This is a genomic window from Ruegeria atlantica, from assembly GCF_001458195.1.
GTDB lineage: Bacteria > Pseudomonadota > Alphaproteobacteria > Rhodobacterales > Rhodobacteraceae > Ruegeria > Ruegeria atlantica.
Genome location: NZ_CYPU01000005.1, coordinates 1 through 16,714, shown reverse-complemented (window position 1 = coordinate 16,714; position 16,714 = coordinate 1). Strand labels below are relative to the sequence as shown.

Genomic DNA, 16,714 nt, shown 5'->3' with positions numbered 1-16,714 from the left:
ATCGATGTCTTTTTGTGTGAACCACACAGCCCATGGCAACGCGGCACAAACGAAAACACCAACCGCCTGCTGCGACAGTACTTCCCAAAGGGCACGGACTTGTCGATACATAGTCAGGCAAAGCTCAGTGCTGTCGCAAGGCAGCTCAACGAACGACCTCGAAAGACGCTCAACTACGAAACACCAGCCGAGCGTTTCAATGCATGTGTTGCATCGACCCATTGAGACCGCCCCGCGGAGCGGTCATAGCGCCATTTTCACCAGCGTCTGCTATCGCGCAAAGCGGTCATTGAAAGCAGAAAGCTCGGTTTTTCGTGACCGAACGACCGCTTAGCGGCGCTTAGCCGTCATCTGAGAAAAACAGTCGGATGACCGCACCGAGCCCAAAGCCGCCGAATTGAAATCGTGCGCTTCGCTGGTGCAGCATGTCCATCGCTCAGTCCAATGTAAAAGATCCGCTGCACCGCAACAAAAAAAGCGGCCATTCGTTGTAAGCGCAGCGAAATCTAAAGAGCCTATGACCGAGTTGCGGACGAAGCCGACGCTCGCTGCGAATGCCCCAATGACTGCTTCATAGGAAACATGTTCGCCAAATACGATCGTATTCGCCAATGACGGAAAAGTATTCGTCACGACCCAAAAGAAAGAGTGGTGCAGTGAGCGATCAGGCCTTCGCCGCCACGCCAAAAGTAAGGCGGCGTGTCGCCTTCAAGCTGAGGTCGCGTCGGATTATGACCTTCATGGGATGCGAAGCCTGAAGCCTGTTTGGGAGTTTGCATCCGGCTCAAGTCTTGCGTTCAGATACTGCGGGTGGCTGGAATAGAAGTCGCTGCAAAATGCCAGAAGCGGGGCCCCGCGCGAGCGGCACCCGATACGAAGTGCGACGTCACACCCCGCTGCATCGCAATCACCAGGGTTAACTTGCCCAACGGCGATGCGAAACGACCCGGCCAAGATGCTGAAGAACTCGCAGCCGTCGTTTTTGACCTGAAGTGTCGCCGCTTTGCCCACCAACAGCGCAGGCATCCCGCCACTTCTGCGTAGTTTCCCACACAGCGGGCGAGTGAAACTGTCGGTTGTAAGCTTCCATGTCTCGCCCTTAATAGCATCGGGGTTACCTACGACGCGAGGTATGACCTTGGCAGCGAGTTCCGCTGACGCCTTGGCCGCGCTCGCCTCATTTTCCTCCTGCACAATGCGTCGTTTCAACGAGCTGATATAAAGAGCCGACGGGTAGCCCAAGTCTGCCGCCCTTTCATACAATTCCAAAGCTTTCGCCAGTTCGCCATTGCGGCGGGCCTTTTCGGCCCTGTCAGCTAGCTCATGTACAGTCTCGCCGCTTGCTTCGCTGCTTGTATTGGCGTCGCTGCTGCCACCATCGGCGACGCGGTCTTGTACCAGATCGGACGTCTCGCCAGTCCAGTCCGACAGCAATTGCGCGGCTCCGGCATGCCGCCCGGCCAGCTCTTTGACAAACGCATAGCCGGGGCGTTGTGCTGGCGGTGTGGCCGACGGAAGCCTGCGGTTGATCAAGGCGACGATGTTCACAAGGGCATCAGCATTACCAGCGCGACCAACCTGGTCTATGTGCTTATCAAGAAGAGCGGCGGACTGCGCGTCTGCGCCAGGTCCGTTGCCAAGAAGAACGGCGCGAAACAGGTCTGTCCGGATGCTGTTGCTGAACCCGAGTGCGCTGAAAAACGCCATGCCGGGCCGATCATAGGCGTCAAATGACTGCTTCTTGGCTGCGACCTCGGCCAAGAGTTTTGCGCCCGCTATTTCGTCCGTATCGGTTCCCTGTCCAAGGATCAGCGCTGTCCCCAGATAGAAAGCCGCATCGGTGGCTTCCTCGCTGACTTCGTTCATTCCGATCCGGTATTCGGTGTCCAGCTTGCTGGAAAGAAAGGACACATCCGCGGCCGTTAGGCCCCGTGTCAGATCGCAGTGCAGTTGGTGCTTTTTCAGACTTGCACCGACAGTTATCTTTTTACATGCATCCGCCGCAGCTGCTGAAGTGCTAAAGGCGATGATCAAGCCCGCAAGTATTGATAGCCGTCGCATCCGTTCTCCCAACTTGGTTTTCGCTCATTCTGAAACATGCGGTGCTTGGCACGACACCCGATCATTATTGCGAGTTCGACACTTGAAAGCCAGCACGTGGTTCTAACCAAATTCGTTTGGCGACCAAGATGTCGTGCCTGTCGGACTGCGGGCCAAATAATGATCGTCTTTGCCATCGACGGCGATGCAACCAAAGGCATTGAATAACTTCATGCCACAAACCCTTGCGGAAACTCGGTTTGGTTCTGTCCCGTTTTTCGTCGCGCCCAAAGAGCGGACATTGGTGTTGGTGCAGAATCTGTCAAAATGAGCTCAATGCCGACTTGCGGCGGCACAGCATCGTCAAACCCTACCGTGCCCCGAAACCGGACATTCGTTTTTCCGATAGGCTGACCTAGTCAACACAGTGTCGACGCCAGGAGTGGGAAGGACGGATTGAGGAAAACTCATGTCCAAAATCTAACTCCTCGCTGTGAAACCGAAGCGCCGGCGTTGGAACAAAGGCAGGCTTGTAGGCCAGAAACGTCCATTGGTTCCGAAACAGGTCTGGGCCATTCGCGCCCGGCTCGAACTTGTGGGCAATCTTCGGGATCTGGCATTGTTCAATCTTGCGATCGACAGCAAGCTGCGCGGATGTGATCTTGTCTGCTTGAAGGTTACTAATCTCGTTGTTGGAGACAGGGTTCGCGACCGCGTCACCATAGTCCAAAGTAAGACCAACCGACCGGTGCAATTTGAGGTCTCTGAAAACACGCGTGAATCCACATGGAATTGGGTCAGTAGTCGCGAGATGCTCGGTTGTGCCTCCCTCTTTCCAAGTCGGCTTCTAGACTGGCCGCATCTGTCGACCCGTCAATATGCACGAATGGTCCGCGACTGGGTGTCCGCGATCGGTCTCGAGCCAAGCGGCTACGGCACGCATTCATTGCGACGCACCAAGGCGGCGCAGATTTACCGCAAGACAGGGAACCTGCGTGCGGTTCAGCTTCTATTGGGTCACGTCAAAGTTGACAGCACGGTCCGTTACCTCGGCGTAGAGCTCGAAGATGCGCTGAGCATCGCCGAGACAATCGAAATCTAAGAAACTGGCGAACGGCGAGACCCGCCGTTCGTCTCCCAAGACCGGCCACAAGTTGAAGGTGCTGCGAATGGCAGCCCTGAGCCCATTCCGGAAGAGACGATGTTAGTATATCTCTCCGCGCCAGATTAGGGTCCAACACTTGCGTGTTAAAGCGTAAGTGTCCGCTTTGAGCGCAAAGTTCGAACTTGTGGCAAAAATAATTCTACCACTTACTCCGCCTTTTGTGGTCGTACTGTGGTAGGCTGGACTAGAACGAATTTGTGGGGGGCACCATGAGATTACTTATTTCAATAGTGGCATCACTTTGCGTCAGTGGTACGGGAACACTGGCGTTCGAGCCTACTCCGGAGGGGTCCAGCCTCAGCAAGGCTTTCCCCGGAAAGTCGTATTCCCCGTATGCCCAACGCGGCATTCCAGACAGGCCGCTCTGGGGAGATACGCACTTGCATACGTCCACATCCTTTGACGCGGGTGCATTTGGCAACCGACTGGACGCGCGCGCTGCGTACCGTTTTGCCAAGGGGCAGGAAGTGCAGGCTACGACAGGCTTCATGGCACGGCTCTCCCGGCCGCTCGATTGGCTGGTTATCGCGGATCATTCCGACAACATGGGCCTTTTCGACATGATCTACGCGCAGGATCCGTCCATTATGTCGGATCCCGAAGGCAATCGGATTGCAACTATGGTGGCGAATGGAGGAGATGAAGGCGTCGCCGCAGCACTGGAACTTATCGATGCGTATTCACGCGGCGAGGTGATCTCTCCTGTTCTTGCCGTCGAGGCCGGCTCGAAGCCTTTCCGCTCTGTCTGGCAGCGTCAGATCGAGGCCGCAGAAGAAGCCTACGAGCCAGGTCTTTTCACCAGTTTCATCGGCTACGAGTGGACCTCGCTGATCCAGGGTGGAAACATGCACCGCGTGGTGATCTACCGCGACGGAGGCGAAAAGGCTGGCATGATGGATCCGTTCACTACGGAGGCTCCCCTTGGCTCTATCAATCCGCGCGACTTGTGGAAATGGATGGCGAATTACGAGGATGTAACACGCGGAGACGTGCTTGCCATTGCACATAACGGCAACCTGTCAAACGGCATAATGTTCCCCGAGACCGCGCAGTATGATGGCCGGGAATTGGATGCCGAGTATGCGCAGACCCGTGCAATGTGGGAACCCGTCTACGAAGTCACGCAAATTAAAGGGGATGGTGAGACCCATCCCTTCCTCAGTCCGAACGACGAGTTCGCCGATTACGAAAACTGGGATAAGGGCAACCTGAACTTGTCAGAATTGAAGACCGATGACATGCTCGCCGGCGAGTACGCACGCGAGGCGCTGAAAACCGGGTTGCTGCTAGAAACGTCGCTCGGCACCAACCCATACAAGTTCGGGATGGTCGGATCGACGGACAGCCATACATCGCTCGCCACCGCACAAGAGGATAACTTCTTTGGCAAGCACTCTGGTGCCGAGCCGAACCCACAAAGACCTGAACACGTGGTGGGTCAGTTCGGAGATGTGGCGCTCCTTGGCTGGGAAATGGTCGCATCCGGGCTCGCGGCAGTCTGGGCGACTGAGAACACGCGAGAAGCGATTTTTGACGCGATGGAGCGCAAGGAGGTCTACGCGACGACGGGGTCGCGGATCGGGGTACGTTTCTTCGGCGGCTGGAATTACACGATGGATGACTTGACCTCGCGGACCCCAGCAACAGCAGGCTATGCAAAGGGCACTCCGATGGGCGGGGATCTTCCGCCGTCATCCGAAGGCTCGGAAACGCCAACCTTCATGGTCTATGCGCTGAAGGATCCGATTGGCGGAAATCTAGACCGTATTCAGATTGTTAAAGGCTGGTTAGATGCCGACGGGGAGACACACGAACAAGTGTACGACGTTGTCTGGGCCGGTGATCGAGAGCCCGACGCCGACGGTAAATTGCCGCCCATCGGTTCTACAGTGGATGTGGAGCGCGCTACATGGACGAACTCGATTGGTCAGGCGGAGATGGGCACAGTTTGGACAGACCCTGATTTTGATCCCTCTCAATCGGCCTTTTACTATGCTCGGGTTATTGAAGTTCCAACCCCTCGCTGGACCGTTTACGACGCCTTCAGAATGGGCGCGACGCTGCCCGACGAAGCTCCATCTGAGACGCAGGAACGAGCCTACACGTCACCGATCTGGTACACGCCCGGCTAGAGCCTCTTGTTTTGCTCTGGTCGTCTTCTCGGGCAGCCATTTCTACCAGTTGAAGCATAATCTGCTGAAGCATGGTCACGGGTGCATAACAAATGCCGGTGCTTCCTCCGCGCTCGAAGGGAAGTTGGCCGCCTTAGTTCAAGAGCGGTCATTCGCTTTCATTATTTGAAAGATCGATCACGCTCGGAACACGTCGATTGTCGTTCGGCTGGTTTGTCCGGCATGTGAGACATATGAGGTTGGCACAGCGAACGACCGGTTCCGGTTTGAGCCAGTTTGACAGAGTTCAATGACCGCTTTTGGGAAATCTCGCTGCAACGCCGCAAGTGGTTCACCGAATTCGTGGACGCGCGGGCACGGAGTTCGCTGCACCGGCATCAGGCGGCTCCGTCCGCAGAGCAGACATTCGCCGCGATTGAGTGAATGACTGCTTCGAGCCCAAAGCTGAGCTTGAATTGATCAATGACGCTTCCCCGCAGTGGACTATAGCCTCGAGCGCAAAGCGTCACTTAAGTTGTTCGACGTGTTCGATGTTCAACAGCGCTTTCGTGAAACGAGAAAATACTGCTACAAACACACCGATCCCAACAAACATATAGATCACAGTGAAGAGCTTGCCAAAGTCCGTCTGAGGAGTGAGATCGCCTAACCCAACTGTAGAAATCGTAGTTGCAGAAAAGTAAAGCGAGTCGATCAAGGTCCAGCCCTCAACTTGAGAATAGAAGATTGTCCCTGAAGCCAGCAAAAGTGCTGCTAAAAAGAGAGCCGCCCTGAAAGTGTGATCATCCCAAGAACGAATGATGCCTTTTATTAAACGCAAGAAATTGAGCCAAAACGAGACCATCTGTGTCCTCCTAAAAGCAGTAAGATTTGTTAGCGGGTCGCACGATAGTAGACGATACGCTGGACTAAGGATGTATTTTCATGTGTTGCCACCCGATTGAACGCACCTCGCCGCATGGTCCGGACGTCTGCTGGTATCGGATATTGAATTGCTGGTTCGCAGCACCCGCTCCAATCATCACAAAGAAGGAAAGAACCTCATGATTTGGATTGCCGCGAGCTATTTAGCAATTGCAGCCTGCGCAGTTCGTATCCTCTTACGGCCCAACCGTACACCGGAGTCCCGCGTTGCTTGGCTCGCGGTACTCTTTGCTCTGCCGGGGGTCGGCGTTCTAGCTTATCTCTTGTTGGGTGAAACAAACATCGGCGTTAAACGAACTGACCGTGTGCGGAAGGTGACCAGGGGTCTCACCCGTCCTGAGACACTTGAGGGATGGAGGGCCGCCAAGACAGATTCACGAGCCAAATCCCTTTTTGAAGTTGGACAGTCCATAACCGGCTATCTTCCAGTCGGGGGCAATAAAGCCCAGCTGATGGCGGATTCTGATGCTGCAATCAATCGGATGGTGGCCGATGTCGATGCTGCTGAGCACCATATCCACCTTTTGTTCTACATCTGGTTGACCGACCACAACGGTATGAAAATGGTCGAGGCCATGAAACGCGCTGCAGGGCGTGGCGTGACAGTCCGGGCGATGGTCGATGACCTAGGTTCTCGGGACATGGTCAAAAGTCAGGCTTGGAAAGACATGCAAGCGGCGGGCGTCAAAGTGGGTCGTGCTCTCCCAATAGGAAACCCACTTCTTCGAATACTTGGAGGTCGGATAGATCTGCGGAACCACCGCAAAATCCTCGTGATCGACAATAAAGTCACCTATTGCGGAAGTCAGAACTGCGCAGATCCTGAATTTTTACCGAAAGCGAAGTACGCCCCATGGGTTGATGCCGTTATGCGTTTTGAAGGTTCTGTCGTGCGTCAAAATCAGCACCTTTTTGCGGCCGATTGGATGGCGAATGTCGACGACGACATCTCATCAGTTCTAGCTGAACCACTCAATCCAATCGGCGATGGTTTCACGGCTCAAGTTGTTGCTTCGGGTCCAACTGTTCGAGCCTTTGCGATGCCCGAAATGTTCGTGTCCTGCATGTATGCCGCACGAGAACGGTTAGTCATTACCACGCCCTACTATGTACCCAACGGAATGGTTCAAGGCGCAATCGTCGCAGCCTCGCAACGTGGAGTAGATACGTCGCTTATTCTGCCAAAGAAAAATGATGACTTCGCGGTGGGTGCAACAGCAAAGAGCTACTATTCCCAACTCCTTAAAGCTGGCGTTCGGGTTTACGAGTATCGGCCCGGCCTGCTGCACACTAAGTCAATGACCATCGACGAAGACATTACGTTGATCGGGTCGGCCAACATGGATCGTCGCAGCTTCGATCTGAACTACGAAAACAACATTTTGTTCCACGACCAAGATCTCACCGCCGAAATGTTCGCGCGGCAAACGGAATATGTGGCTGACAGTGACGAGGTCACAATAGAGCAAGTGAACGCTTGGCCTGCTACCACGCGATTGTGGAACAATGCCTTAGCTGTCCTTGGGCCAATCTTGTGACTGTAAGTAAAAAGTTAGCTCTTCATCTTGTCGAGGCGAGGCTATGGGCTTGGCAAAGTCCTCAGAGGCATGGTGTAAAAACAACCATTCTAAAGGAAAACTAATTTGCATACCGGGATCGGATCCAAGGCCAACTTCGATCCTTTTGTAGCCGAAAGGTAGACTGTTTATGTATCTGCTTTCCAATCGCACAAGGGAAGAATCCCAGGCACCTCCAACGACTGTCTGCAATAGGCGTAGATAGATTGCGGCGGCAAAACCGGTCACCTGAACAGGTGGGACAGTTGGTTCCTGTTGCCTTTCGATACGATACGTCGCTTTGTCTGCTTCAATAGCAAGGCTGTGCCAAACAGAACTGGACTCCTGCGGTACAAGCCCAACAAAGCGGGTAAAAAACTCGAACAGTGTTTTTGTAGATTGCAAGGCTTGAGCAAACGGAGGCCACTCTTGCAGGTCAAAGGTCTCTCCGACATTCAGTCCAAGGTATTGATCCCCTGACACTTCTGAGAAGGCATTCAACAAACCGTAGACCAACTCTGAGTGAACGAACACGGATGGGTCAGACAATAGTTCGGCTTTCAAGCCGACCTGATCCAGCGCAAGTTTTGGGCTGATCCCTCGGTCGGTGAGATACTGCAGAAATGGAGTCACTAAAGAGAGGCGAATGAAGCCTTCGCTATGTTCTGGAGAGGTAGAGTTGAAGGGCAAGCTCGTCCCCCTTGTCTGAACTGGAATTACTCAGTGGCCACTTTTTTGGCCACATTCGAACAAGATAATTCGAAACAGGCAACCGATTCAAAGCTTTTCGGACTATAGTAATCAAAACCTGAATATGAAGGGAGTACTTATGTCCGGTCTACGTATGTCGCTCTGCTCAACGGCAATTGTCGCGGCAGTTCTTTCCTTTTCGACGTCCGCACAAGCTCAGGATCAAGAAGCACCGCCAATCCTGTTCACCAATATTAATGTGTTCGACGGGTTTAATCCTGACCTAATCATGAACGCCAATGTTCTGGTCGAGGGCAACGTGATTACGCAAGTGTCGACTGATCCAATTGAGATTGACGGTGCGTTTGAAGTTGATGGCACCGGTAAAACAATGACACCCGGCTTAGTCGACATGCACACGCACATCATGTTCGAAACACCAGAGGGAACAAATTCTTATCAGGACGAATGGGATTTTGGTGGCGGCGGCGCAATGGCTGCTCAAGCCATCCGCGAGAATTATCTGATGAAGGGCATTACGACCATCCGCGACATTGCTGGTAATTCGCGTGGGGTGGCGAGGGCTGTGCAACGTGGACTGCTCATAGGACCGCGCGTTTATACTTCTGGAGGCGTCCTCAGCCACACAGGTGGTCACGGGGATTGGGGTGATCGCAACGACCTGACAGCTTCGGATTACGGCGAGATCGTTCAAAATTCCTTCAAAGTAGACAGCCGTGATGACGTGATTAAGGCTTCTCGCCGCAACTATCGCAATGGAGCGCACTTCACTAAGCTAATGGCAGGTGGCGGTGTGGCCAGCCGTTTCGATCCTCTGGAGATTTCTGCGGCGACTCGGGAAGAAGTCGAGGCGGCTGTGGAGATTGCAGAGAACTACGGGACATATGTTGCCGTTCATGCTTATCACGACACATCTTACCAGAGGGCGCTGGATGCAGGTGTTCGCAGCTTTGAACATGGTTTCCTAGTCTCTGAGGATATCGTCAAGCAGATGGCGGCTAAGGGGGAAGAGGTCGTTTGGTCCTTCCAGTGTTACATGTCGATCAATTCATTTGGTTCCTATGAAACAATGCCGGACTTCTTCACGCATGAGCAGAAACTCAAAGGGGTTGCTGTAGGCGAGGGCGCGCGCAATGCGGCCAAAATGATGTTGGAGAACGACGTATTCATGACTGGAGGCGCTGATATGTTTGGCCCAGGTCTTAGCGAAATTGCCAAGGAAGATATCACTTGCAAGGTCAACGAGGCGGGATATCCATCGGCCCATGTCTGGAAGATGCATACCGGCAACGCGGGAAAAGTTCTGAAATGGTCTGGGCCGCTCGACCCTTATCCAACATATGCTATCGGAACGATCGCACCTGACAGCTATGCGGATATTCTGATCTGGGACGGAAACCCCGTCGAAAATATCGACATGATATTGGACGAGAGCAAGCTTCAGCTCATCATGAAAGACGGGCGGGCATACAAAAACACTTTGGTGGACACGGATAGCATTATGTATCGCCCTGGATCGACGAGGGCATCGATAACGCAGTACCAGTAACCCAAGTGGTATGCAGGGCGGTTTGTTTACCTCGGCCGTCCTGCATTCAATATTGGAGAAAACGAACTTAAAAATGAGCATGATGTCTTTAGCTGGTCGAGTGGCCACAGCTTTGGTGTTGTCCGCGCCCCTGGCGTTTTCAGCCGAAGATCGTTCAGTGGACTGGAGCGATCTTGTCGATCCGTCAGTGCAAACCTATGAGGATCCTTTTGAGGATTTGAGCTATCAACAGATCGAATCCTTGCGAACGATCGTCCGAAACAGAGAGCTGCTTAACGATCCCACCCTCAACGAGGCTCGGATGGCTGACAGTGCCGCAAAAATCAATACGGCACTTGAAGAACTGGCCGAAGACGGGATTGATGCAGATTGGCTGATCGATCAACGATGGATCGTAGCCGACCGGCGCAAGAAAGCAGCAACAGCGGCCAATCCGAACCTGGATGGACAAACTGTTACGTTAGCGGGTTACGCTATTCCAGCGCCACTCGAAGCGGATGGAACCACTGTTGTCTACCTCGTTCCCGAACGCGGCATGTGCAGCCATACCCCACCGCCAAATGCTAATCAGATGATCCGGGCGCGCGTAGGCGGCGATTGGAGCCCCAGCACTATGCATGAACCTGTGCGGCTGACTGGCAAACTATCGATTGAAGAAACAAATCACACTTTCCGCGTCGTAGACGGCAATGTGCCAATGAGCTCCAGCTATGTATTGGAGGTCTCGCAGACTGAAACGATGCAAGACCTGATGACTGGCACGTCAACAACGAATGATTGGGCGGAATCGGTTGCTGATCGCATCCGCGCGGCGGGCAATCGCAAGACCGGTGGGGCAAAGGCGTCTGAATGATAAGACTTCTGGTTGCCGCATTGAGCATTGCCTTCGCTGGCGCAGCGTCGGCTCAGGGACTATCTGGGCCATCTTCGGTTGGAGCCGATCTAAAGCCCGGAGACGGGCTAACCGATCCGCAATACCGTTCCGATTTTCCACGCAATATCGCTCCGGGTTGGTTTCAGCGGAAAGACCGACTGGCCGAGGAAGGATTTCGCTTCAATATTGACTACTTGGCATTGGGCCAATCCACGAATGCTGATCTGGGAACCGGCGAAGCGGCAAGCGGAATTGCGCGTTTTTACGGTAGTTGGCAGGCAACTGAACGCGGCTCTTTGACATTCAAGATCGAAGACCGGCACAGTTACACCGATGTTGCCCCACAGTTTCTTGGGCTGGATGGCGGAGCACTTTCGATCACTGGGACAGCCTTCAACGATAATGGTTTGCTGCTGACCAACCTGTTCTGGACGCAAAGGGCCGAGAACGGCGCGTGGACGCTGCAAGTCGGGCAGATTGATGTAACGGACTTTTTGGATACCTATGGGTTGGTAAGCCCCTACAGTGGTTTCCAAAACCTGTCTTTTAGTACCAATCCGACAATTAACACGCCCAACCAAGGTCTTGGCATTGCCGGTGGGATAAAGTTGAGCGAAAACTTCTACGCTGTTGCGAGCGTCTCAGACGCAAACGCCGACCCGTCTGATCCAAACTTTGATGTGTTTAGCGATGGCAATCTCTTCAAGTCACTCGAGCTTGGTTACACCACCGGCTTTGATCGCATTTACTTCGACAATATCCACCTGACCCTTTGGCATGCGGATGCAGCCGACGATGGCAGCCGCCCTGAAGACTATGGGGCTGCATTTTCAGCGGCATGGTTTGTTGGCAATAAATGGATGCCATTCTTTCGGGCAGGCGCCTCAAAGGGGACCGCAGCGCTTTATGACCGGTCGGTTTCTGCCGGTCTTGGGTACTACGGTCGCAATACTGATCTGGCCGGGCTGGGCCTGAACTGGGCCGAGGCCAGAGGCGTAGACGGCGATCAATTCACGCTCGAAGCTTTCTACCGGTTTTCAATTTCGCCCGGACTGCAGATCACGCCATCGATACAATTCATTTCCGACCCGCTTCTGAACACCACTCAGGGTAACATTACGTTGTTCGGGGTACGTACGCGGATAGTCTTTTGAAGCCTGTAGAGTATTGGGGAGGAGATGTGACATGATTGATGGACTGCTTGAAATTGATCTAGTGACGAAGGACGGTGTGATTTATCAAAACGATCTGCGTTGATGAGTATGATCGGTAAGATGGCTAGTGTGGCGACCGCCTTAATGGCGCTCGCCTGCGCTACAGAAGCTCAGACTTTTTCGCATGACATTTCAGGTGACGCAGTTCCTTGGTCTGAACCACTTACGTCCGGCGACACCAGTGACCTGACCTTTATCCTGCACTCGGACCTCACCGGCGGCGAACGTCCTGGCATCTTTGAATTGGCAGCTCGGCAGATGGCGCTCCTGCGTCCAGAGTTCGTGATTAGTGTCGGTGACTTAATCGAAGGCGGTGGTGACCGGGATGCCTTGATAGCAGAGTGGGAGAGTTTCGATGCGCGAGCGGCATTGATCGGTGCGCCCTATGTCTTCGTCGGTGGCAATCATGATCTGTCGAGCAAGGCGGAACGTGCCGTTTGGGCAGAACGTTACGGCCAGCCCTATTTCCATTTCCGCATAAAAGATGTGTTGTTTCTCGTTCTCGACACCGAGGATATGAGTGCGGAGCGCAGAGAAACGCTTGCGGCACAACGCGCTAAGGCCGTAGAAATCTACAAGACCGATGGCCCGGAAGCCTTCGCTGAAACCCCCTACGCGAACAGCTTGGAGCGGGTCACTGGGGCGATTAGTAAAGAGCAAGGTGACTACTTTGTCGATGTTGTCGCCTCGAACCAAGATGCGCGACATACCTTTGTGATAACGCACAAACCCGCTTGGGAAGCGGAAGAAACCGAGTTTCACCGTATCGAAGAAGCACTGTCCGACATGCCGTACACAGTGTTCAACGGTCACGAGCATTTTTACGAGTATCGAATGCGGTTCGGGCGCGATTACATCCAGCTTGCGACCACCTCTGGTGAGCAGTTTCCTAAAAAAGGACTGTCAGAAGATCATGTAATGCTAATTTCCGTACGCGGCGACGAGGTCGAAATGGTCAACCTAATGCTTGAAGGCATTCGGGATCGAATGGCTGAGTATCCCGGCGCAGCAACAACGCCCTGCTTCGCGGTGGCGAAATGCTGAGAGCACACATCAGAAACGGCTTTATGGAGCAACTCATCGCGCAAACTGTATTGAAGTGGAGAATCAATTGACTGCCTTGGACTATGTCGCGCTCGGCGTTCTGGTTTTCATCGCCGCCATTCTGGTCGGTGTTTTTGTGTTTCTTGGCGGTTGGCCGGGGCGTGTCGCAAAGAAACGTCGACATCCTTAAGGGGGATTCAGGTCTGCTTCGTCGCTGCTTGATGCTTTTGTCCGTCGGTAATTTTTCTTACGCAGCGAATGGCAGGTTTGACGGGCCGCGCACCGAACTTTGCAAAGTCGGCTTTCCGCGCGTTGCCGTCGTTAGCGCGGACTGCAGTACCCGGTGACTTTGGGCTCGTAGCAGCCGTTCGCGGCACCTTGCTTGAACGTCCACCTTGCGGACAAAGTGGACAATTGTTTCGCCCCTTTAATGCGTACAATTTGCTTCGATAAATTGAATGACATAGGCGATGGGCTGCTCCAAAGTGCTCTTTGAGGAGAACTTTATGCCGGATGTTTTCGACCGAATTTCAGATTGGTTGCAGAAATTAGCATTCTTTGAAGGCGAGGTAGGTGGTCTGGTCGAGCATCTGAGCCACAGGCTGATCGACGGCGGCGTGCCAGTTGCCCGTGTCTCTCTGGGTCGCCTCATGATGCACCCCGTCATTGGTTTGGTCGATGCTACTTGGGATGTATCAACCGACCGTATTGAATGGACTGTCATGCCTCGCAGTTCCATCACGGACGAGCTTTTTGACAGTGCACCCTTTGGCGAAAACACTAAACTGTCAGACCAAGTGGCGAGCAGGTTTTTTCACCGAGAAATCTGGGACCTTGCCGATGGCCTTGTTGGCGAATTGGAAATGGTGCCGCTTCTGCGTGCCAACCTGACGAACCCATCAATCCGGGATAAGTACCCGATATACCAAAAACTGGCCGCATCAGGCTTCACCGACTACCTCGTGTTGTCCGTTCCGTTTGGCACACGCACCGTATCGTTCGAAAATGGATCGGAGTGGGTGCTTGGTGCTTCTGTATCTTTTGCAACAAAGAGGCGCTCTGGCTTCACGAAACGAGAAATCGATGGTCTCGCGCGTCTGTCCATACCTCTTTTTGGCACGGTTCGTGTTTATACTGAGCAGTTTTTGGCCGCAGAATTGATGGAAGCCTATCTGGGCAGGATTTCCGGTCAATCAGTCTTGAGCGGTCAGATATCTCGTGGCGATGTTCAGGAAATCGATTGTGCCCTTCTATTCAGCGACATGCACGGTTCAACGGCTCTGAGCCAACGCCTGTCGCCGGAAGACTATGTTGCTGCCGTCAACCGTTACTTTGAATGCGTCGCCGGAGCGGTTCACGACCACGGCGGAGAAGTGTTGAAATTTGTAGGTGATGGCTTGCTGGCGATTTTCCCGTTTGACGGTCACCGACGCTTGCCGGAAGACATGTGTGAGGCAGCCCTGTCAGCTGCTCGAGAAGCGTTTCAAAGGCGCGCAGAAATTGCGCCTGAAGACCAAACTGATTTTGGAATTGGCTTACACATGGGCTCAGCGATCTATGGCAACGTGGGAACCGAAAAACGATTGGACTTCACGGTGACAGGTACGTCCGTTGCTTTGGTCAGCAGATTGGAAAACCTAACTCGGTCGCTTGATGCCCCTTTGCTTGCAACGAGTGAATTTGAAAAGCTTGTAACTGAAACGCCTCTTACACTTGGTTCGCAATCCCTGCGTGGGTTTGAAGAAGCCGTAGAAATCTTTGCTTTAGAACATTTGGCTTGAGGTAAAAACGCTCCACCATGCGGCGCACAAACAACTGAACACTAAGGTCCGCTGTGGGCTCAACTCGGTCATTCGCTGCACTCGGTATGAACGACCACTTTGCGGACAAAGCCATCATCGCGCGTTACGGCAAACAATGCAGACAGTTCAATTTAGCAATAGGGAGGGTTAGCCCGGAACTATCCGACGCCTCCTCCGTAGTTCTTGCCAAATTCGCCACACGGGCCCGCTTTCCGATTTCTGGTGCTTTCTCCATGGCAATCCTGCATACTCTGTGAGCATCTTTTGTTGAATGGGTGGAGCATGTTGCATGGGCTGAAGAAGTTACTGATCTATTCATCTGCCGCTCTGTTGGTGGTGTTCGTTCTATTCTTCATATTCGTCTTAGAGGACGCTCCGCTAGTCGAAGCTGCAGCACCCCCCTCACCAAAAGATGTGACGGACGCACGTGAATTCGTTCGGGGCCTTAGGTCCGCCATTCAACCAAATTCATCGACGCCGGTATCATTCACTACGAATGAGGAGCAACTGAATAGCGTCTTAAAGTTAGGAGCGCGCTTCATTCCTGTGTTTCGGGGCGAACTGAACGTTAACGAAAAGGTCGTCTACGGAGTCGCTTCAATCCCAGTTCCATACACTAAGAAGTGGATAAACGTGCGCGCAGCTGCACCCGAATTCGAAGGGGACTTCGCGCTTTCCAGTGTTCAACTCGGGACGGTTACTGTTCCGCCAAATTTCGCGCTTGGCGTCGCGCGCATGGGTGGCAACGTGATTGTGGGTGAGGGGTTTGGCGATACCGTGCTGAATATCGCCGATAGCATGCATATTCAAGATAGCGATGTGGCCTTCCGTCTGACGATGGACGAAATGGGTGGCAACGGATTGATGCGGGGAGTATTCGGCACCTAGCGAGGTTCGGATATGCCCGACTCCAGCGATATTGACCGGTACTACTTAAAAATTCGCGAAACAATGGAGCGCGGCGATCTCCCAGTTAGCGGGAGTTACCTTCCCTACCTAGTGTATACACTAGAGGCCGCTCACGACGGAAGCCAGTCCGAGGGTGTGGCGAACGCTTACACATCGGCGATCTTCGCCCTTACACTGATTTGTGGCGCGAAGGATTTTACATTAATTGTCGGTGGTATGGTCGGAAGTGAGTTTGCCGAGGATAGAGACTGGGAATCTGATTGCGATGATCTGACCCTAAACGGTCGCATCGACAGTCGCCGACATTTTACAACTGCTGCTGCTCTCCAAGCAGCCAGCAACCGTGGATTTGCCGTATCGGTAGGGGAATTCAAGGAGCTCTATGACACCATTAAGTCTGGTGGATTCGACTTTACCGACCTGGCCGCGAACAATTCGGGAATTCGGATGTCGAACAAGTTTATGTCGACGCCCGCTCCAAACTGGGCAGAGCTTATTCGGAGCATCCGATCAGAAAACGACGTCATTATTCGGTTTGAGGGCATACCGCAGATCATGTTGAGCAGCCCTATCTGACGGGTCCAACGTGATTGTTAGTGCATGATCGGCCTGTGTTCCATCGGGATGATGGTTTCTGGTGCCGGAGAGCGATAACCCAGTGCACTGTGTGGTCGTTTGGTGTTGTAGTGCTTCCTCCATTCTTCGATGATGATCTGCGCTTCTCTGAGCGAGTAGAAGATTTCCCCGTTCAACAGCTCGTCCCTCATGCGACCGTTGAAGCTTTCACAAAATCC

At 53.4% G+C, this 16,714-nt stretch carries 16 protein-coding genes and 1 pseudogene; 13 read left to right on the top strand and 4 right to left on the bottom strand.

Annotated elements, in window-relative coordinates; all coding sequences use genetic code 11:
* On the top strand, positions 1-225 hold a 225-nt coding region (locus RUA4292_RS23740; RefSeq protein ID WP_145974795.1), incomplete at its 5' end, for an IS30 family transposase.
* 513 nt (positions 226-738) lie between these two features.
* Here the strand turns inward: RUA4292_RS23740 and RUA4292_RS00235 are convergent.
* Positions 739-2,061, bottom strand: a complete 1,323-nt coding sequence (locus RUA4292_RS00235) for a hypothetical protein (protein ID WP_058275788.1) — start codon at positions 2,059-2,061, stop codon at positions 739-741.
* A 472-nt stretch (positions 2,062-2,533) separates the two neighbouring features.
* Here RUA4292_RS00235 and RUA4292_RS00230 point away from each other — a divergent pair, with 472 nt between their 5' ends.
* The 3 genes from RUA4292_RS00230 to RUA4292_RS24660 all read left to right on the top strand — a co-directional run bounded on the left by RUA4292_RS00230 (position 2,534) and on the right by RUA4292_RS24660 (position 5,760).
* Entirely contained in the window at positions 2,534-3,142 is a 609-nt protein-coding gene (locus RUA4292_RS00230; protein ID WP_145974794.1) for a tyrosine-type recombinase/integrase, read from the top strand.
* 272 nt (positions 3,143-3,414) lie between these two features.
* Entirely contained in the window at positions 3,415-5,337 is a 1,923-nt protein-coding gene (locus RUA4292_RS00225) for a DUF3604 domain-containing protein (RefSeq protein ID WP_058275787.1), read from the top strand.
* A 276-nt stretch (positions 5,338-5,613) separates the two neighbouring features.
* Positions 5,614-5,760, top strand: a complete 147-nt coding sequence (locus tag RUA4292_RS24660) for a hypothetical protein (protein WP_158506880.1) — start codon at positions 5,614-5,616, stop codon at positions 5,758-5,760.
* A gap of 82 nt (positions 5,761-5,842) precedes the next feature.
* Here the strand turns inward: RUA4292_RS24660 and RUA4292_RS00220 are convergent, their stop codons facing one another.
* Positions 5,843-6,181 carry a potassium channel family protein gene (locus RUA4292_RS00220; RefSeq protein ID WP_058275786.1) on the bottom strand — a complete coding sequence of 113 codons (339 nt, stop codon included), beginning with the start codon at positions 6,179-6,181 and terminating at the stop codon, positions 5,843-5,845.
* A gap of 199 nt (positions 6,182-6,380) precedes the next feature.
* Between RUA4292_RS00220 and cls the strand changes: the two genes are divergently transcribed.
* Positions 6,381-7,799 carry a cardiolipin synthase gene (cls, locus tag RUA4292_RS00215; RefSeq protein ID WP_058275785.1) on the top strand — a complete coding sequence of 473 codons (1,419 nt, stop codon included), beginning with the start codon at positions 6,381-6,383 and terminating at the stop codon, positions 7,797-7,799.
* On the opposite strand, the gene RUA4292_RS00210 is transcribed toward cls, so the two are convergent.
* Positions 7,773-8,507, bottom strand: coding sequence for an AraC family transcriptional regulator ligand-binding domain-containing protein (locus tag RUA4292_RS00210; protein WP_158506878.1), 735 nt, complete (start codon positions 8,505-8,507; stop codon positions 7,773-7,775). The two genes, cls and RUA4292_RS00210, sit on opposite strands and share 27 nt — an antisense overlap.
* Before the next feature lie 139 nt (positions 8,508-8,646).
* On the opposite strand from RUA4292_RS00210, the gene RUA4292_RS00205 reads away from it, so the two are divergent.
* The 8 genes from RUA4292_RS00205 to RUA4292_RS00175 all read left to right on the top strand — a co-directional run bounded on the left by RUA4292_RS00205 (position 8,647) and on the right by RUA4292_RS00175 (position 16,496).
* Positions 8,647-10,077 carry an amidohydrolase family protein gene (locus RUA4292_RS00205; RefSeq protein ID WP_158506876.1) on the top strand — a complete coding sequence of 477 codons (1,431 nt, stop codon included), beginning with the start codon at positions 8,647-8,649 and terminating at the stop codon, positions 10,075-10,077.
* A 79-nt stretch (positions 10,078-10,156) separates the two neighbouring features.
* Entirely contained in the window at positions 10,157-10,930 is a 774-nt protein-coding gene (locus RUA4292_RS00200; protein WP_233493289.1) for a DUF3299 domain-containing protein, read from the top strand.
* Positions 10,927-12,105: a carbohydrate porin gene (locus RUA4292_RS00195; RefSeq protein ID WP_058275782.1), complete on the top strand. Its 1,179-nt coding sequence runs from the start codon at positions 10,927-10,929 to the stop codon at positions 12,103-12,105. Before RUA4292_RS00200 ends, RUA4292_RS00195 begins: the two co-directional genes overlap by 4 nt.
* A 108-nt stretch (positions 12,106-12,213) precedes the next feature.
* A complete protein-coding gene (locus RUA4292_RS00190; protein WP_058275781.1) occupies positions 12,214-13,209 on the top strand; it encodes a metallophosphoesterase family protein in 996 nt (331 codons plus the stop codon).
* Positions 13,210-13,276: 67 nt separating this feature from the next.
* Complete coding sequence (locus RUA4292_RS24655; RefSeq protein WP_158506874.1) at positions 13,277-13,399, top strand: DUF3302 domain-containing protein; 123 nt, start codon at positions 13,277-13,279, stop codon at positions 13,397-13,399.
* Between the two features lie 673 nt (positions 13,400-14,072).
* Positions 14,073-14,990 (top strand): adenylate/guanylate cyclase domain-containing protein, encoded by a 918-nt coding sequence (locus RUA4292_RS00185; RefSeq protein WP_158506872.1) that lies wholly within the window; start codon positions 14,073-14,075, stop codon positions 14,988-14,990.
* Between the two features lie 303 nt (positions 14,991-15,293).
* On the top strand, positions 15,294-15,899 hold the full coding sequence (locus RUA4292_RS00180; protein WP_058275779.1) for a hypothetical protein: 606 nt from the start codon (positions 15,294-15,296) through the stop codon (positions 15,897-15,899).
* A 12-nt stretch (positions 15,900-15,911) separates the two neighbouring features.
* Complete coding sequence (locus RUA4292_RS00175; RefSeq protein WP_058275778.1) at positions 15,912-16,496, top strand: YfiM family lipoprotein; 585 nt, start codon at positions 15,912-15,914, stop codon at positions 16,494-16,496.
* A gap of 47 nt (positions 16,497-16,543) precedes the next feature.
* On the opposite strand, the pseudogene RUA4292_RS00170 reads toward RUA4292_RS00175, so the two are convergent.
* Positions 16,544-16,714, bottom strand: a pseudogene (locus RUA4292_RS00170) (integrase core domain-containing protein); the annotation flags it as partial.